21 protein-coding genes are annotated in these 17,701 nt (G+C 53.5%); 12 read left to right on the top strand and 9 right to left on the bottom strand.

The features are described 5' to 3' along the window. Window positions 1-163 precede the first annotated feature (163 nt). The 3 genes from DKB71_RS34355 (at window position 164) to DKB71_RS34345 (ending at window position 2,103) form a co-directional block, all read left to right on the top strand. Window positions 164-733: a hypothetical protein gene (locus DKB71_RS34355; RefSeq protein ID WP_408602167.1), complete on the top strand. Its 570-nt coding sequence runs from the start codon at window positions 164-166 to the stop codon at window positions 731-733. After that, on the top strand, window positions 730-1,194 hold the full coding sequence (locus DKB71_RS34350; protein WP_408602166.1) for a hypothetical protein: 465 nt from the start codon (window positions 730-732) through the stop codon (window positions 1,192-1,194). The genes DKB71_RS34355 and DKB71_RS34350 overlap by 4 nt, the downstream gene beginning before the upstream one ends. A gap of 111 nt (window positions 1,195-1,305) precedes the next feature. Next, window positions 1,306-2,103 carry a polysaccharide pyruvyl transferase family protein gene (locus DKB71_RS34345; RefSeq protein WP_408602165.1) on the top strand — a complete coding sequence of 266 codons (798 nt, stop codon included), beginning with the start codon at window positions 1,306-1,308 and terminating at the stop codon, window positions 2,101-2,103. Between the two features lie 83 nt (window positions 2,104-2,186). On the opposite strand, the gene DKB71_RS34340 is transcribed toward DKB71_RS34345, so the two are convergent. Both DKB71_RS34340 and DKB71_RS34335 read right to left on the bottom strand, forming a co-directional pair. After that, window positions 2,187-3,083: a hypothetical protein gene (locus DKB71_RS34340; protein WP_408602164.1), complete on the bottom strand. Its 897-nt coding sequence runs from the start codon at window positions 3,081-3,083 to the stop codon at window positions 2,187-2,189. A gap of 72 nt (window positions 3,084-3,155) precedes the next feature. Beyond that, complete coding sequence (locus DKB71_RS34335; protein ID WP_408602163.1) at window positions 3,156-3,701, bottom strand: hypothetical protein; 546 nt, start codon at window positions 3,699-3,701, stop codon at window positions 3,156-3,158. Between the two features lie 212 nt (window positions 3,702-3,913). On the opposite strand from DKB71_RS34335, the gene DKB71_RS34330 reads away from it, so the two are divergent. From DKB71_RS34330 to DKB71_RS34295, 8 genes are all read left to right on the top strand, one after another. After that, the gene (locus DKB71_RS34330; protein ID WP_408602162.1) at window positions 3,914-4,660 is read left to right on the top strand and encodes a Ref family recombination enhancement nuclease; all 747 of its coding nucleotides are present in this window, start codon (window positions 3,914-3,916) and stop codon (window positions 4,658-4,660) included. Between the two features lie 16 nt (window positions 4,661-4,676). Continuing rightward, entirely contained in the window at window positions 4,677-5,219 is a 543-nt protein-coding gene (locus DKB71_RS34325; protein ID WP_408602161.1) for a hypothetical protein, read from the top strand. Window positions 5,220-5,280: 61 nt separating this feature from the next. Next, window positions 5,281-5,835, top strand: coding sequence for a hypothetical protein (locus DKB71_RS34320; protein WP_408602160.1), 555 nt, complete (start codon window positions 5,281-5,283; stop codon window positions 5,833-5,835). Between the two features lie 97 nt (window positions 5,836-5,932). After that, entirely contained in the window at window positions 5,933-6,325 is a 393-nt protein-coding gene (locus DKB71_RS34315; RefSeq protein ID WP_408602159.1) for a hypothetical protein, read from the top strand. Window positions 6,326-6,356: 31 nt separating this feature from the next. Continuing rightward, the gene (locus tag DKB71_RS34310) at window positions 6,357-7,115 is read left to right on the top strand and encodes a hypothetical protein (protein ID WP_408602158.1); all 759 of its coding nucleotides are present in this window, start codon (window positions 6,357-6,359) and stop codon (window positions 7,113-7,115) included. A gap of 102 nt (window positions 7,116-7,217) precedes the next feature. Next, window positions 7,218-7,715: a hypothetical protein gene (locus DKB71_RS34305; RefSeq protein WP_408602157.1), complete on the top strand. Its 498-nt coding sequence runs from the start codon at window positions 7,218-7,220 to the stop codon at window positions 7,713-7,715. 209 nt (window positions 7,716-7,924) lie between these two features. Then, complete coding sequence (locus tag DKB71_RS34300; protein ID WP_408602156.1) at window positions 7,925-8,755, top strand: hypothetical protein; 831 nt, start codon at window positions 7,925-7,927, stop codon at window positions 8,753-8,755. Between the two features lie 92 nt (window positions 8,756-8,847). Then, window positions 8,848-9,492, top strand: coding sequence for an OmpA family protein (locus DKB71_RS34295; RefSeq protein ID WP_408602155.1), 645 nt, complete (start codon window positions 8,848-8,850; stop codon window positions 9,490-9,492). An 842-nt stretch (window positions 9,493-10,334) separates the two neighbouring features. On the opposite strand, the gene DKB71_RS34290 is transcribed toward DKB71_RS34295, so the two are convergent. The 6 genes from DKB71_RS34290 to DKB71_RS34265 form a co-directional block, all read right to left on the bottom strand. Beyond that, complete coding sequence (locus DKB71_RS34290; protein WP_408602154.1) at window positions 10,335-11,468, bottom strand: hypothetical protein; 1,134 nt, start codon at window positions 11,466-11,468, stop codon at window positions 10,335-10,337. A 101-nt stretch (window positions 11,469-11,569) separates the two neighbouring features. Further along, complete coding sequence (locus DKB71_RS34285; RefSeq protein WP_408602153.1) at window positions 11,570-12,631, bottom strand: HNH endonuclease; 1,062 nt, start codon at window positions 12,629-12,631, stop codon at window positions 11,570-11,572. 71 nt (window positions 12,632-12,702) lie between these two features. Next, window positions 12,703-13,221, bottom strand: coding sequence for a hypothetical protein (locus tag DKB71_RS34280; protein ID WP_408602152.1), 519 nt, complete (start codon window positions 13,219-13,221; stop codon window positions 12,703-12,705). A 30-nt stretch (window positions 13,222-13,251) separates the two neighbouring features. After that, window positions 13,252-13,770 (bottom strand): hypothetical protein, encoded by a 519-nt coding sequence (locus DKB71_RS34275; RefSeq protein ID WP_408602151.1) that lies wholly within the window; start codon window positions 13,768-13,770, stop codon window positions 13,252-13,254. Window positions 13,771-14,058: 288 nt separating this feature from the next. Then, window positions 14,059-14,934 (bottom strand): GIN domain-containing protein, encoded by an 876-nt coding sequence (locus tag DKB71_RS34270; protein WP_408602150.1) that lies wholly within the window; start codon window positions 14,932-14,934, stop codon window positions 14,059-14,061. A gap of 31 nt (window positions 14,935-14,965) precedes the next feature. Continuing rightward, window positions 14,966-15,340 (bottom strand): hypothetical protein, encoded by a 375-nt coding sequence (locus tag DKB71_RS34265; protein ID WP_408602149.1) that lies wholly within the window; start codon window positions 15,338-15,340, stop codon window positions 14,966-14,968. Between the two features lie 1,014 nt (window positions 15,341-16,354). Here DKB71_RS34265 and DKB71_RS34260 point away from each other — a divergent pair. After that, window positions 16,355-16,972 (top strand): hypothetical protein, encoded by a 618-nt coding sequence (locus DKB71_RS34260; protein WP_408602148.1) that lies wholly within the window; start codon window positions 16,355-16,357, stop codon window positions 16,970-16,972. Window positions 16,973-16,988: 16 nt separating this feature from the next. Here the strand turns inward: DKB71_RS34260 and DKB71_RS34255 are convergent, their stop codons facing one another. After that, on the bottom strand, window positions 16,989-17,615 hold the full coding sequence (locus DKB71_RS34255; RefSeq protein WP_408602147.1) for a YkgJ family cysteine cluster protein: 627 nt from the start codon (window positions 17,613-17,615) through the stop codon (window positions 16,989-16,991). Between the last annotated feature and the right edge of the window lie 86 nt (window positions 17,616-17,701).

Genomic DNA, 17,701 nt, shown 5'->3' with positions numbered 1-17,701 from the left:
GACACGATACCGCGAAGAAACACGATAACAAAGGCCGTAAATTGACAATGCCTCAGTCCGTGGTATTTTCCAGACCTCTCACGAGGATTTATCAGTAGGGGTTGGGATACCGGCCCTTATCTATTCCCGCTAGAAATCGCCGTGTATCCCTCAGGATCCGGTCTTGAAATCGAATTTTGAAGAGGAGAGGGCGATGGGCGCCTCTATCGAGGATGTGAATTTAATCATCATCCACAAAGGTCAGAAGACCTACTGGTCTGGCATGAAATCCTGCGGCCACGTTCTATTGGATCTGCGCTTTGGGCTGTATTTAGAAGATCCGAAACCGGATCTTTCCTGGATTTCGAACACACCATGGGACGAGATGTTACAGCTCCTCGATGCCCCGCTTGCAGAACCATGCTATGGGTCGTTAACCATCGACTTTGACAGAAAGATGATCATCGATGATTCCGGAGGTTCGTCGCCCTTCGTGTTGTACCCTCAGTGGCTGGCCATGACCTGGGATGACCCCCGTGATGCACCAGTGAACAAGAAATCCCTTGTTGAGCATCTCGCCAAGCAACGCGTGAAGCTGGGAACCCTTTGCCGCCAGGGTGGTGAGGACAACGTCGTAGCACTGGATGGGAAGTACAAAGCCGCGATCTCTCAGGTCAACGAGGTCAGATACAGTGGTGGGGCCACAATTTACTTCGATATGCCGAATGGCTGGGGACTGGAGGGCGTGAAATGAACGCATTTACTCGGATTTTCTGTGGTGCAATTGCTGGTCTGGCAACTTCTGCAGTCGCGGCTGCAATCATCCTCAACACGCCCCTGGCCAACCTGGCAGCGGAGAATCTAGGGTTCACTCAAATAACCCTTGGGTATTACCTCACATGCTTGTGCTTATGCATCGCGATGCTGGTTGTTTCGCCGGCAGCACGCAAGCAGGCGAAGCTCATGTTGCTATTCGCGTTTGCGGTGATCATGGTTGTTCAGGTGGGCTTCCAGAGCCTTATCGAGAGCCCATATTCAAGTGGTGAGCCACTCGATGCGGTGAAGGATATGCTCAGCGAATTAATGAGCCTGGTCACCAAAGTTTACATGTACGCAATGCCAGCCCTCGTGACCACTATGTACGCTCTGATAGCGGTCGGTGCCGAAGAAGCTCGTAACGAGGCTGAGAAGAGCTTGATGCCAAGCAAGGATTGAGACCAGGTGCTGTCAATACAACGCTAATCAATGAAGAAAAGATTGCGCAATCAGGTCGTTTCTTGCGTATCATTGCGCCATCTTTTGACTGTAATTTCAGGGATTTACGAAATGAAACCGATCAATCTGTACTGGTGCCGAGGTCGTGGTCGAGAAGACTCCAATCGACAAAATTTCGGGGACTACCTCTCGGCTGAACTGGTCGAGATATTCTCCGGTCGCAAGGTCGCCTACGCACCAATTCAGCGTGCTGACATGATCGCGATTGGCAGTGTCCTAGGACGTGAACGGAAGGCTAAAATCCTGGGGTTTCCGCGCCGCCTGCACATCTGGGGCACAGGTTCGGGTAATCCAGGCGACGTATTTTCTGGACGTCACCACTACCACGCCGTGCGTGGCCTAAAATGCAAAGCACAAATCCAGGGCCTGAAGAGCCAGCCAGTGGTTGGTGATCCGGGTTTGCTGTCGCCGTGGCTCATCGGCAAATCCATCCAGAAAAAAATCAGTGTAGGGCTGATTCCGCACTTCATGCACCATGACTCTCCGGAGATCGCGGCACTGCTATCGGCGATCCCAAATTCACGGATTATCAATGTGTTCTCGCCGGTCAAGCAGGTGCTGGAGGAGATAGCCTCTTGCGACTTCGTGTTGTCCACGAGTCTGCATGGTTTGATAGTGGCTGACTCGTTTGGCGTACCAAATCAGTGGCTTACGCTCGACATGAGCCCGGCCTGGCAGTTCAAGTTCAAGGACTACTACTCGAGCTTCGGACTGTTTGATCAGGAGCCGGTGACAGCCCAGGAAATCCTGCAGCAGCCATGGTCAGTTGAGCGTTATATGACCGACTACCACCGCCCTGGTCTTGAGGCCATGCAACATGGATTGATCTCAGCGTTCCCGTCAATTTGACACGATTGATTGGTTGAGCGTTAGGGCAGGGGGTTCAGAGATACCTGAACCCCGTGCCTGCATTCACCGCATCACTGGGTAACCTACGGTTCGAGACCAGTCTGCAAACGATCAAATCTGTTTTTGATAGCTCGTAGATCTGCCGTGGCGCTCGTCATCTGTTCGGCAAGCCTGTCCATCGTCGGTTTGTTGTCAAAGTTCCATCCATTGAGCAGGCGGTCAATGATGATCGGGGCGTAGGCGTAGATGGTTGAGACCCCATACACTGGGTACTCTACGTCTCTATCGACCACGCTGGCTTCCCCGAAGCTTCTTAGTAGCCTCAGCGACAGCTCTTTGTTGTCCATGCCTTCAACAGTGGCCTGGGCATCCTCGAGGCGCCTGCGGATGTCTTCAAGCATCGGAATTCTGAAGGGGTTGTCACGCTTGCCGCTGGTGCCGGGGATGGCGGGGATGCCACGCACCTCACCACTCGCATACAAGTCCCTGACCTTTTGCCCAAGCGAATCATGCAGGATGCGCTTAGCTTCCCCCATGAGATAGACCGCTTGGAGCAATTGATCGTGAGCTTCAAGGGCTTTAGTACCGTCCTTGTGCAGCACCTGGAAGCTCTTTTCCCGTTCAATGCGCCGCATGTCGCTTGTTACATGGGACGAAAGTTGACGATAGGACTTAGCCTGATCGAACAGCGCCCCGCTCTGGGAAATGAACTCGGTACCAAGCACATCCTTCAGATACCGGTAAATCAGCTCTTTGAGCAAAAACGAGGGGTCGACGATGTCAATATTGGGGCTTCGAGGGCGCCCGCGAAGCCTGGATTGTGCAAAGGCGTCGTAGAGGATGTCAGTCAGGATCATGACATCTGGCACCATACTTCTTGACTGACCTAAATCCCACTTGGCCAGCACTGTCTTTGCATCCTTACCGGGTTGGTGCCGGTCAAGGAGCTGCTGGGTGATTTCTACGTTTGAATTGGGCATGTTGATGGGCACTCCTGTTGCGTCAGTCACCCATTATGGCCTTGGTACGCCAGTGTTTTCTATGCCAGCTAGTTAAAAGGGTTTTGCCGAGTCGAAGTAGGTGAATGCTCCGATTGTGAACATAGCGAGCAGCATCAGAAGCATCATCATCTCAATCATGGGTGGCGATCCGGCCAGCACAGGGTCGTTTTCGGATCCGTCATCCGAATCTGAATGGCACTCAATCAGCGCCTCCATAGGGGTAAGCCCGGCCTTGAAGAGATCAAGGGCAATCTCGAGATCAATGACCTTCCACTCATTTTTGGGTGGTGTTGCCCAGAGCTCCAGGCTGGTTGATTCCTCCTCTTCCCAGGTGTCCGTTACCTTTTCCCCTGGCTCCATGCTTTCCCAGTTTGCCTTCATTGACCTGAGAATGCTCTCGGGCCGTTTCACGACGATCTTCACCAGGCGAGGCGAGATGTGGAGCATGAGGAAGCAGGAGGTGAAATGATCGTATTTTTGACTGATATCCAGGTATTCCTGAGCCCACGCTGGGTCGACCCCCGGCAGAAAGTCCATTGGTGTGTCTGTTGTTTGCTTGGTGTTTACGGTCTTTTGGCCTTGGGTGGTCGTGCTCATGAGAGCTCCATGGATGCGGGGTGCCTGGGGTAGGGGAAATATACAGGATGGTTCGAGTGCAACAAACAAATGCCAAAAATTGACAGGGTGGCCTTTGGTGCGTATTTTCGACCACCGTTTGACGTCTCTCCCTAAGGAAGAGGCTGCTATTGCTTGGTCGTACAACGCCTGGCTTGTCAGATTTCAGTTGATGATTTTCTAAAGGAATACCCATGAGCATGAAAGGCCGTCCAGTCACCGACGCGGAGAAGCTCCTTCACGACAAAGTCGCGCAACTGGGCTGCGTAGCCTGCAGGCAGGAAGGGGTGTTCAATACCCACATCAGCATCCACCACGTGCATGGCCGGACAAAGCCTGGCGCCCATATGCACGTCTTGCCACTCTGCGCCCCACACCACGTGGACGACGGCACGGCCCTGGCTGTGCACCCCCACAAGCGCCGCTGGGAGACGAAGTACGGGAAGCAGGACGATTTAGTGGCTGCTCAGTGGAAAGAGCTTGGAGTGGAGCACAAGGCGCCAGAGCGCAAGGCAAAACCCATCGTCAAGAAGTGTGACAAACCGGCGAAGAAGGTCACACCAAAGGCCAAGATCCAATCCGAGCGTAAGCTGTCACCAGCGCCAGCACAGCAACGAATAGCCCAGCGAGCGCCAGCACCAACTCCTTCCCCAGGGCTCACCAACACGGTTAAAGCTCGGGCGCCTAAGATTAAGCGGCCAAAGCCCGTTAAGACTGCGCAGCAGGTGGCTTTCCTTGAGGAGCGCCGGGCAGATCAAAAGAAGATCATGGATGAGCGTAAGCCGGCCATGAAGGCTCAGGCCAAGGCTTTTGCAGATGCGCGAAAGGCTGAGTACCTCGAAGCCAACAAAGATCAGATCGCTGAGCGAAAAGCAAAGCAGAAGGAAGATCAAAAGCGCTTTCGTGACGAGATGAAGAAACGAATGAAAAAGGCTGGCTAAGCCAAAGGGGTTTTCGATGAGTGCTTTGCAGATTGCTTTGTTGGCGGGGTTAGGTGCCTCATCCTTTGGATTGATGGTGTATTCATACTATGAGGCTCAATACATCCCAACGTGCTTTCCAGATGGTCGGGACGACTGGAGGATTCCGATTGGGTTCATGTCCCTGCTGTGCCTGGCGACCCCGCTATCTGCCCTGATTGGGATTCCGTTCCTTTTTGCGATCATGCTTGGAAGCATTCCAGGAACATTCTTGAAGCATCTAAAATTGAGGGATGAGAGATGGGCTAAAAGGCCAAAAAATCTCACCTCAGCACAGCACAAAGAGGCGGACAAGCTTGAGTTCTCGTTCGACAAATTGTTGAACCGCATGGGACGGAAGTTCTCCACATTCGAGCCTGCAACGGATGTTGGCCGGGAGGAGATGGAGAGCGCTGCAAGAGCGACGGCGAAAGAGTATTTCGCGCTCACCGGTCACGACATCGAGAAACATATCGATACCTGGCTTGGGCGCCGAGAGGCATTCAAGAAAATCCTCGACAGGGATAGCATCACTTTGTGATGCGGGCCGTGTATCCTGGTGACGTAGCTAAAAAAAATAACAACAGGCTACGGAGGATTTTATGAGCGTTTCTGGCGTCGTCGTTTCTGGTGCATTGATTTTGTTGGCTGCGTACTCCTTCTATGAGGCTCAACGCCTTCCATCTGGCTGTCCGGATCGAAGAAACGATTGGCGGATTGTTATTGGCGGATTGGCTTTGGTGCCATTTTGCTTGTCATTCGTACCGACGTTCAGGATGCCAATCCTTGCCTTTCTTGGGCTTGGAGTTCCCTGCCTCCTGGCAATCGCCCTGGGTACCTTTCCAGGCATGATCTACCAACTTGCCAAGGCCAGGCGCCTACGATGGGCCTCGAGACCAAACAAGCTTTCCAAGGCTGAGCACAAGCAGGCGGACGCAGTTGAGTTTGCTTTCCACAAGTTGATCCATGATGTGGGCGTACCGTATCAGGTCTCACGCTCGGCAACGGAGGAGGGGCTTGAGAGGATCAAAGAATTGGCGAGATGGAAGGCAAAAGAGTTCTTTGCTATCACTGGCCAGAACATCGAAATGGACATCGACAGGTGGCTTCACCGCCGCTGGAAAGCCGTAGAAGCGGTAAAAACTGATTCCGCGTAAGCGCAGAGACCAGGGTGGCGGGTAGCGGCCTTTCAGTTGACTGAATTCAATTCTTTCGGTATTCTTACGTCATTCTTATGAAAGGAGACAGGAAAGAATGGCCGTTATCAGTATCGATCTACCCGACGCGATCCTCATGAAAGTCATGCAATCGGCTATGGCCGAGAAGCGCACGCTTGAGGCTCATGTGATCGCTACCCTGGTCGCTTCGGTGGCGCCTGAAAAGGCCCAGGCTCAGACCAATACCCAAAGCCAGCCTGTCACCGTCGATGTCGTCATTGAACGGGCGATCAAGCATGTCACCGCCCTTAACGGCGGGTATGAATTCTTCCTGGCCAACGTGTGCAACGCTGAAGACTGGGAAGCGCTTGACGCCGGCCAGCGCAAAAGCCTTGGCAAGAAATTCCGCATTAAGATGTCCGAGCTCGGCCTGGCCGATTGGAAGGAGAGGAGTGGTAATAACCACGCCCTTTATGTTCGCAGGGGCTAAAACCCTTCACAACCTTCCCGGAGTAAAGACCTTGTTCCCGACTATCCAGCAAACCCAGCTCGACCTGTTTAAAAAGCATAACCAGGTAGCCCTGGCCACGTGGCCCGGCAAGGCGCCAAGTGACTGGCTGCAGAGTGTCGATTCATCCCTGAAAGGGCTATACGCTTTGCCGTCCTATGGCTTCACACGTTCGACGCTACGTGCGTTGTGGGCAAACAAAGCAGTCAGCACCGAGGTCTGTGTTCTTAGCACCCTGGCCTGGGGCGAGATGAGTGCTCGCAATGCCCGTAAGCTCCTACCGACCATGGCTAACTGGCTGCCGCTGTGTGATGAGGTCAGACAGGGTAAGCACACGCGCAAATCGGCATTCACCGCCTTCGCCAAGCTGAAAGCGGCAAAAAAGATGCCCGGCATGGGGCCGGCGTACTTCACGAAAATCATTTTCTTTGCAGACCCGAAAGGGGATGGCTACATCCTTGATCAATGGACGGCACGGAGCGCCCATCTGCTCACTGGTCAATCCAAGTGGCCGGCAATCCTGGTTAATACAGAGACCCGTGCGACAGCCAATACGAAGCCCGAGGCGTTGCGCCTGCGCGTGGTCGACCGCGTCACCGCCGACCACTACGAGGACTACTGCGCGATGGTCGAGCACATAGGGGCCACGCAGAGCCTCCATCCCCATGTTGTGGAGGAACGGCTATTCAGTGCTGGCGGGCATTCCCCGCATCCATGGCGTCATCACCTCATGACTTCCTGGATTGCCGGGCCGGTGCCGCTCTACAAGTAGCTCCAGGTTGATGCTCCGATCTGTAGCCGGGTAAAGTGTCGTTAAGGACGTCGGTCGGGCTCCGCTGCTGGGCCGACAGTCAAAGAATTTAGGGAGTGGTATATGAGCGCCGTCACGACAAACAACTTCATGATCGTCAAGAAGCCTGGGGATGGCTCGATTCACAGCCTCAAGGAGATCTTGAATGACTTGCCTGGTGAGACTGCGGTTTTAGAACTGAACCACTTGGATGGATCTCTGGTTGATCGCCTCGAAAGCGTAAGCAAGATTCAAGGAACACCGGTAAACCTCGTATTCGACCTGACATCAGTAGAGAACCTGTCGCAGTGGGCGATTCCACTCGTCTCCATCATGCATTCCAACGTAGTTGGTGGTAACGAACTCCCCGAGGGTTCGTTGATGGTATGCATCGTTCGGGACGATGAAGAGCTCAAGCGTAGCGTTGCCTTTGATGCGCTTTCTGCCAGATGCCTTTGCGTTGCCACAAAGGAAGATCCTGAGTCGTTCCGAAATCTGGCCCGTGCGATCAAGTTCGTGAGGGAAGATGGCGAGCACAAGCCGTTGCGCGACGGCCCGAGCGGTACCGAACCCTCGATGTGATCCTGATCAGAATAACCCGGCCCTGGTGCCGGGTTTTTTAATGCCTGGTGAATGGCCACTGATCCAGAGAGGGCCGCATGAGCGCGTGAGGTATGGAATCCTAGGCGCTGAGCTGGCAATATCCGCCATTCGTTTTTGAGTCTACAGGCTTCGCCTGCTGGTAAGCGGCGAGTTGCCTGCTCGTTCATTGAAAAAATTGGTGGTTACTGATGCTGCAGTGTCATGAAGAGGGTTCGATTAAGGTCGGCAATGCGCACCTCTTACACAATGGTTTGTTCATTGGCTTCACCCAGATTGATGTGGCTGACTGGGACGACTTCTCAGTGGTTATCAAGTACTGCAAAGCCCACATTGGCAAGGCTCTCACGAAGGTATTCCCCCGCGACATTGGTGAACTGTGTAGCCAGTCCGGTGGACTCCTTGGTTTGAAGCCAGGACGCACTCCACAGGATCAATTTATGGAGCTGGCCGAATCCTTCAAGGGGGATCCGCTCAAAACCAAAATCCTTATTGGCTGGTGTGTGATGCTCAATCTTGAGATTCAGCTCAATCCAGAGCTTAGGAGGCTTGAACAGGCGACGATTGCCTCGTACTACGTTGCCACACACGCTTGGAAGTCGGCTTTCAAGGTGCCGTTGCCTCAGGATTGTCGAGGTCGTCTGGTGGACATACCTGCCGATGTCCTGCAGCGCGAGCAAGAGCTTTATGACCGCCATCGATGGGACAAACCAGAGTCGGTCGGCGTGCCCGGTATCGGATCATCAAGGCACTTTACTGCCTTCGGTATTTCCTCCAAAACATGGGGCGACATCCTGGTCACGAAGGACGGGACTTACGTTGGTGTTTTCCAAGCGCACATGGTGAAATCGAAAACGAATCTCTCCAAGTGGCTTGGAAAGGAGGGCATGAACGATAAGATGGTTACGATTGAGGAGTTTGCCGAAACCCTGAAATTCCGCGTCCATCATCAAAAGGAATTTGCGAGTTTTCGGTTGCTGCCAAAAATGGAGGATCTCCCTACCTCCATCAGAACAATTTGATAGAATTGACACAATCGCGCCGGTGCCACTGCGTTGCCGGCTAAAAGCAGGCCAGTGGACTACCACTGTGCTTTGATGTGAGAAGGGAAAAGATGAAAACCACAGTTCGACTGATTGCCGCATCGACCATGCTTGCCTTGCTTTCGGGCTGCGCAGGGGATGGCATGAACAAAACCGCTACCTACGGTGGCCTGGGCGCTTTGGCTGGTGCCGTTGCCGGTGCCGCGATCAGCCACGACAACCGTGGCAAAGGTGCTCTGATCGGGGCGGCTCTCGCCGGCACCGCCGCAGCTGGTTACGGTTACTACGCTGATAAGCAAGAGGCCGAACTGCGCCGGCAGTTGGAAGGTAGCGGCGTTGGCATTCAGCGCCAGGGCGATGCCATCAAGCTGATCATGCCCGGCAATGTCACCTTCAAGAGCAGCTCTTCCGACATCGCCAGCAACTTCTACAACCCTCTGAACCAGGTAGCCGCTTCGCTGAAGCAATACGACCAGAGCGCGATCACGATCATCGGCCATACCGACAGCACCGGTTCGCGCCAGCGCAACATGGATCTGTCGCAGCTGCGTGCCCAGAGCGTTTCCAACTACCTGATCGCCCAGGGCGTAGCGGGAACTCGTGTGTCGACCGCTGGTGCTGGCCCTGACCAACCTATCGCAAGCAATTCAACAGAAGCGGGTCGTCAAGACAACCGCCGTGTTGAGATCAATCTGCAGCCAATGAATCGCGGCTGATGCTTTAAGCCTGTCGGTGGCGGTCAAATCGCTGCCGGCTAACAAAAGAAAACCCGCCGAAGCGGGTTTCTTTTTGCCATTGGTCTTTCGACCAACAGCTGCTCCGGACACCACTTTCGAATCGCCTTGCGCGATTACGGATTTCTCCGCTGGGGGACGTTCAATCTCATCCGGTCAGTCGTCCCGCTAACAGCATTTTGTAGTCGACCAGGACTCGAAAGTTTCTGGCCCCCTGGCTGAACAGGACACTACCGTCAGCGTCATGAGCAGCAGGCATAGCCAAAATCTGCTCAAGATCCGTAAAGCACAGCATCGCCACGTCTAGCGACATTTTCTCAATGGCCGCATCGGCTGCCATTAATCCGAATTCAACCTCATTACCGCCTCTACGAGCTCGGCCTTTTTACAGGCTAGGACAGCCCCACGTCTGGTTCGGGTTGCTGTTTTTGCAGGGAGGTCGCACCGACTACTTAGCACAGGCTCTCGCCTCGGGTTCGCATTCCGACCAACTGTTTCCAGGCCGCCGCCTCCAATGGAGAGTGCAGCCCTCCATCCGTCCAACAACCGGCCCTTGCTGCACGGGGTTTCCGGAAACTGGTCTTACGCTGCTTGTTTTTCGAGATGTGCCGGTGACGGATAAGTCGGCTCTGATTGCCGCCGTATGATCGCCATGAGTCGTATCCGGCCTTTCGATAACCAAGGTCTCACCACCGTGCAGCGTATCCGCATGCCATCTGCCGGGGTTCCTGCATGCTGCGCTTGGTTATCTGTCTCGAACTGCACATAAAGCATAATGGATTGCCGTAGCAATCCACAATACAAAATCGCTGGTAATCGGAAATTCAACGACCAGGTTTGAATCCAATTACCTCAGAGGTATTGGCGCTAGCAGACAAACCATTGAGTGTTACATGGTGTTTTTGCCAAATTTCAACCAGCGGTTGATCGAATGTTGCATTCTGCCAGTCGGGCCCAGAGCTTTCCTCAAATGAATTATTAAGAATTGTCTCTAGTGAAATTGAATTCGCATGCAGAGGCATAACCTTCCAATTTTCCCCTTCTAATATCTCGCCCCAAACTGAAATGAAGCTCTTGCTATCCGGCGCCCTTAATATATAGGGGGCCGCGTATAGAACGATTGCGGTATCGCACGCTTTTTTTAACTCGTGGCGTAGCTCAAACATGTCCCAAGAGAACGTATTGGGCTCAGTAATCGTTATTGGAGCAATAAAAACAGGGGTTTGCTCGTAGATTCCCCAAAAATCCTCTTCATTTTCGTCGAAATCAAAACCCTCTTCTTCGCTGATTTTCTTGGCCTCAGCGACGGAAGGGCCAAGGTAGAAAGATGGCTCATAGTCCGACCAGCATGGATCGGAATTGCCATGCATACCCCTGTAACCCAGCATTTTGAAAACTGCAATCCAACCAGTTGGATCAATACTTGGCTCGCGCTCCAACCGCTCCATAATTTCGTGCCAACGATACTCTGGCGCTTCGGGGGGCTCAGTAAAATAGGGCTCGTAGGAATACTGATTTTGAAACAGGAACCTCTTGTCTACAGGAGGTGCATTCGAGGTGACATATTCACTGAGCGGGTGAAAGTGATCGATGAAGTACACACTGAATTGCTTGTTGAAACCGTGGTGCACTAATATTTTCTCATAGTGCTCGGCAAATTTCTTGGCATCCTCCTCGCCGATACTTTCAAGAATGAGCTGGTATTTTCCATAATGTTCTGACCAGATTTCGCCATCTATATCAGGTTCGTCGTCTTCATCGGTTTCGCTTTCTTCAAGCTGAAGTTTATATTCAGCCTCAATGCTGATTAGCCGTTCCAGCAATGCGTTCGGGTCTTGAAAGTAGCAGCATTCTGCGTAAACCTGCAACGCAGCATAAGTCGTCAATCCGGTAACTTTTGTAAAGTCATCAGCCCAGGTAAAAACCTCGTCTATGTGTATCAAGGAAGAGTTAATCATCGAGTTGGCCGTGATAGTAAATTGGTCAAATTGTAGCTTCGTCAAAACTCTTTTGGTACTGGAATCGCGTTGAAGAATTGCACCCTGGTGGGTCGAAGCCCCTAAAGGCTTGCCTTGATAGCGCCCAGCACTGCTCTGATGCGATCTTCCACACGGATCAACATCTCTATGGCCAGATCCTCGCGGTTCGCTGCGTAGTGCGCCATCCGGTGATCGTTAGGGCACAGCGCAATCACGTTTTCAACGGTGTCATCACCGTCCTGGTGAAGCGGCACTATGTGATGACTCTCGAGGTAGATCTGGCCATCGTGCTTGATGAAGCCAGTCTGGCCGCACCATTCGCATAGACCTTGAGACCTGACCATCACCAGCTGCCGGACGACGGCAGATCGCTCACGCTCAAACCGTTGAACTGCAACCGGGTCACCCTGGACTTCATCGACGACAAACTGATCAACGACACCCACGCCATACGACGTTGGAGTGATCTCTGGAAGCGCTGGCGCTGTAATCGGCTCATGGGGTGCATGAATGCTCGCATCAGCTTCAATGGCCGCTGTGGAGGCTTCTGGGGCCTCAAAGACTTCAGGGGTGATAACAGCTGCGTCCAGTGCCTCAAACTCTTCGAGTGTGGCTGCAAAAGTGGGCTCGGGATCACGGCGGACAGAGTAGTCGCCGGTCATCATGTCGTAAGTGAGTTGCCAAGGAATTGGATCAAGTGCCCGGTAGTCCGCACTGGCCGTTTCAAATTCGCCAGCCCTGGTGCGTGTATCGACGATGCAGACTCTGACCTCAAGCTTGTTCCGGTAGGCCTGCTGGATCACCCCATCCAGTTGGATTGCGCTTTTTGCCCAGCGCTTCGTCCTGTTCCGGACAGCTGGATCCCAGTGATCGGCGCCAGCCGTTTCACGCTCCTGTTGTCGAGCCCGCGCATTCCCTTCAGACACCCACGCCCCGTCAACCCAATTGATCGAATGAAACCATATGCAGAGGAGGGCGACTTTGTTGCCCTCAAAAGCCCAGCGGTAACAGAAGTTGGGGTTGGAAGAGTAATCACCTTTGGCCGTGTGCCAAGCGCTTACATCGATGCCGGCAGCCGCTACCACGTCGTAGATCCTTTCCAGACGGTTTGGTCTCAAAGCTGATTTGTCTGGAGTGGCCAAGTCGGTGTTCCTTCTGCTGGTCGCGGTCGGAACAGAATATCGGTCACTCGACGGATGCGGAAGCGGCGTATCTATGCAGCCTTCGGCTCTTGATCCTGTCCATGACTCGGGGCTTGATCGATTTCACGCTGCCCGGCATAAGCCCAGCTACCGCGTGGAGCGGTGGATACGACCTTCAGGTAATCATCCGGGCAGAATCGCTTGGCTGCGTTTTTGAGCGCATCGTACGAGCGACCAACGATTTGAGCCGCCTTCATGGCCGGAACACCCTCCTGACGCAGCTCAGTAAAAGCTTTTGCTTCGGCTTCAATCACCGGATCGATCACTGGAGGCGCGTCCAACGGCTGATTGCGTTCCAGGCGCCAGCGGATAGTCGCGACCGTTACGCCAAGTCGCTTGGCGTGCCCGGCCAGAGTGTCCTTCACGCCATCGATGACGTAGCTTCCGCCGCGAACCCTGGGTTTCCAGTCAAGCTCGATGAGGATGAGGAACTTCTCCAGGTGGTATTTGTGAATCCCCAGCTGTTCAGCCGCCTTGGTTTTAGAGATACCAGAGGCGTGCAGTTCGCGAATTCGTGCTTCTAGTTCCAATGGGGTACACCGTTGTCAGTATCAAGGTAATCAATATTGGGAGAAGGCTTGGAAGCCCTGGCCTTTGCCTGGTAGGGCCAAATGTTCCGCAATTTCTTTTGGGCTTCTTCTGATTCGAGGGGCAGATGCAGTCACGGTCAGATAATCAGGGCGTAATCGCCCGGCAGCGGTGTTCAAGGTGCCGTATGGACGGCCTACTATCACTGCCGCCTTCCAGGCTGGGACACCGACCTTCCGAAGAGCAGTGAAGGTGATAGCCTCAACCTGACTTACGGGGTTTATGGCTGCCGGCGCAGTTAGGGGCTGTTGGCGTTCCAGCCTCCAGCGAATGGTGGCCACCGTCACACCAAGTCGTTGTGCGTGTCTCGCCAACGTATCCTTCACGCCGTCGATGACGTAGCTGCCACCACGAACTCGGGGTTTCCAGTCCAGCTTGATCACCTTGAGGTACTTTTCGAGATGATATTTATGGGTGCCCAGGATCTGTGCAGCCTTCGTCCTGGAAATGCCGGTGAGGTGGAGGGCTCTGACTTGCTGCTCGTCGAACAAAATGGGTTCCTACCAAAATATTTTGCACAGCCCTTAATTGAGGGCCGTCAGCTCGGAAAACAAGGAAAATACGGCCTGATGCATCATATTTTTCCCCAGAGACACGAAAAAACCGCCTGTGTGGGCGGCTTTTGATGTTTCGATTTCTTCTGCAGTATATGCCCGTAGGCCGTCGCGAGGTTCCGGCACTGCTCCAGCATTCCCCGCCAATCAATTAAAGATCTCTCAGGCGCCCCCTCTGCGTCAATACTCTTGACCGTTCCGGCTAAGGTGGGCGCTATCGTTCGTTTACTTAGACGGGGCGCTGAACAGTCGGAATTTGCCAGACCCATTTTCCTCGTGTTGCGTCGAGGTTGGGTTTCCGAAGATGTTTACGTTACCGGATCCGGAAAGTGCGGACTGAAGCTGACCGGTGACGGATGCGTTGACATTGCCAGAGCCCTCAGAGAGAACCATGAGCTTTCTCGCCTGGACATCAGCAGTGTCAATGTTGCCTGAGCCGGAGATCCACAGCAGCAGATCATCGACCTTGCCTTCACCAGAGATATTGCCAGAGCCAGCGATCTTCAGAAGTAGTTGTTGTTCATCGGCGCCGGTGAAATGCACGTTGCCGCTTTTCTCAAGTTGGATTGCAGGGATTTTCTTCACGCCGATCTTGACCAGGGCGCAATGGGATTTCTCCTTCTTTGCGCCACTGTTGACGTTCATCGTCATGGTGTTGCCGTTTGGCTCAATAGTGACGGACGTGTTCCCGCATTTTGCCTTGATCGTTTTCGTCAGTACGTGACTCACGATCAGGTTTGGCCCGACCATCTCGGTCTTGATCGAGTCGATCAGCTCTTGGCTATCACCTACGATCTCGATACTAGGGGTGTCCGACTTGAAGATTTCAAAGTCAGCCACCGATCTGACCGTGAGGCCTGTCATAGTCTCAAGGGGAAGGGTAGAGGCGATAGGGATGACTTTCGGCGCAACCGGTTCCTGGGCAACCTCAGCCTTGGGAGCTTCAATTGGCGTGACCAGCGGTTTCTCCGGAGCGGCAGGTTGTTGCGTAACAGGCTCAGGGGCTGGGTTTTGCTTACCCTGACCCATGTAATAGCCAACACCAATCAATCCGGCGCTGAGGCAGACACCTAAAGCTATTTTTTTGTACGTGGAGTTCATCGAGGCATTCCTTTAAATGTGGTGTCCATGCTTACCAGCTCAGCTTCTGTTTGCTGGCTGCCAGGTTCTTTTCGTACATGCGCTGAATCATCGCGTAGTTGCACATGTCGAGGTTCGAGCAGTAATCACTGATCGCTTGATCCAATACCTTTCGGTTTTCGGCTTTGGTGAGCAGCTTGAAGGCCTCGAGGTCTTTCTGTTCCATGCGCCGCAGCATCGATTCCTGGCACATGTTGATGCCGGTGCAATATTGTTTGTAGACATTCTTGGTGATGTAGTCGATCACCACGGTCTTTTGCGCTTCCGACCCGTCGAAATCCATCGGGTGAACCGGGAGCTGACCTGCGAACGCCAGCGCTGGAGCGAAAATGGCTGCTGCAAACAAGCTTCGGAGTGTCTTAAGCATTCTGGTCATTCCTGGATCAGTAATTGTTTTGACCATCAGTGGGTCATGGTGGTGAATGATAAGCGAAAGGCCAGTAGCAATCCAACAAACAGGCCACAAAATCAGGTGTTTAGCTCGCCGATTACGCTTTGAGATGTGTTTGCACGCAAAGCTGCACCACCAGCGTCAATGGAACAACATGTATTGCGCTGTACGCCGGGCCTGTGAGGCTGGATAGCTATCCAACACCCTGACAGAAGCAGCCGGCCCTCCGTGCCGAAGAGGCGACTCTACTGTACGCAGATCACGATTCAGTCGGTTCGCCAGGCACTCTAGATCTTGGTGCATAGCGGTCAATAAAGCTCCTTTGTTATGGTAGAATTTTGGTGATGCCCTCCCCATTTCCATGACAGGTATACATGTGAGCAGTACCCGAATAGTTCGGCTGCAGAAAGTGCTTAAGCCTGTGCCTTCAGTCCCGGCTACTACGGTCAGTCGGGGGAACCTGACGAAGCCATTCGGCATGCAGATTCGAAGGTGGTGGCGTAGGCGACTGGTCGACTGGATCTTTAAGGACAAGGAGACGAAGAATCTTGTTTCAGGCTACGTCTGCGACATCTGGCGACTGAATTGGTCGTTTGATTTGCTTGCTTGGGGATATAAGGGCGCTATTGTCAACAGCGATGATCAATTTCTAGCCCGTCGACTTATAGGGATCGCAAGCACGTATGGCTTTCGATGTGAGGCGTCAGCAGTTTCATGGTCTATGACATTTCAGATCCAGTATCCGGAATACCAACAGACCTTGAGGGTGTGGGCCGATCCATGGCCCAAAGGGTTGATAATGTTTTTGGATGAGATGGAGGCATTGGGGGGAGGTAGTGCATACGTAGATATGTTGGCCCGCCAACAAACCGCCGATAAGCCCGTGTTTAAACGGGAGCAGATCGTTCCTGAGTTTGTGCGCCTCCTCGAACTGAGTTTGAAAATGAGAGCTGACTACCTAAGAAACTCAAAGCGGGCGGAGACCTGACCATGAAAGCAGTTGCACACAAAGAGGCGAGCTACCCGCCACGCACCTATCACAACGCAAAGAGTGCGGATCTGACCGTCGCTTTTGCTGAGGATTTCAGCTCCAAGGGGGAACAACTCACTGCTAAAGCTGCTGGTGAGAAGTATCTGCACATCGAGCTGAACATGCCTGCAATCGAGGCTGCTCGGCTACTGTACAAGGAATGCAAAAAGCGCGGTGTCAAAGTATTGAACATCGCTGGCAACGGCATCTACACGCTGAAGGACTACGGCTGGCGCCAGGAACACCTAAACCTGTGGATGTACCAGGTGCTGGATCTGGTGCATAAGCACTACCCGCTAGAGATGGTGATTTCTGGTGGGCAGACTGGCGTCGACTTCGCAGGCGGAGTTGCCGGCGAGCTGTTGGGCCTCAACCCTGTCATGACATTCCCCAAAGACTACCTGCAGCGCACACTGACCAAATACGCCCACACCCAGACCGAGGAAGAAGTGCTTGCTGAGGTGGAAAAGCAGGTTGGAATGCTGACTTCGATGATCATGGCCGGTGATGAGGTTGAAAAAACCGCAGCGACCAAAACAAGCAAGCCAAGGGCGACGGACGCATCTCCGTCACCTTAAGCAAGTGCACTGCCGATCAGGATTTTGTGATCGGTGGGAAGAAATCCCGGATATCGCCCCAGGCTTCGTTGAGGTAGGCCATGACGTAGCCTTCCTGAAGTTGGGTAAGGTTGATCGAAGTGACATGGCTTTCGGAAGACGGAATGTCCGTATTGCAGAAGTGGGCGCTGTCAGAGATGACCAGGAGCATTCGGCACACCAGTGGACGGTCGTCGTAAGCAGAGCACATGCCGCCCTTCAGGAATGGGCAGGGGACTTTGTACCACTTCTTCTGAGCCTCATCCATGTCAACCTTACCCGTCAGCTTCAGCGCTTTGCGGCCAGTGGCGGCAGCGAGCTGATCGGCTTCGGTCTGCGTGATGACTGCCGAGATGTTGCAGCAGTAACTGCATCCCGACTTGCAGGCGGAGTAGGGCATGACCGCAGCGTTGATCTTGTCAGCGGCTCTTTTGAGGCGGTTCATTTTCGCCTTGGGCAAGTTGTCCTGGCGCAGCTCCCAGAGAAAATCAACGGCATTATCCTCGAAGGCATCGAGCTTCCTGATGATCTCCAGGTTGGCCTCAGCCTGGCTGGTGGCCTCTTCCCTTGTGATTGGGATCGGTACCAAGGGGATTCTTGCGGAAGTGTTCTTGCGCTTGCTCATGAGGTCTCCATCGCGACCGTGGCTTTCAGGGATTCGGTCGAGAGGTTGATTGGTGCCGGCGCAAGCGCCTTACAAAAAATCAGTCA

It is taken from the genome of Pseudomonas sp. PLMAX (genome assembly GCF_046042685.1).
GTDB lineage: Bacteria > Pseudomonadota > Gammaproteobacteria > Pseudomonadales > Pseudomonadaceae > Aquipseudomonas > Aquipseudomonas putida_AE.
Note: the sequence above shows the minus strand (reverse complement) of the source record. Positions and strands in the feature narration are given on the sequence as shown.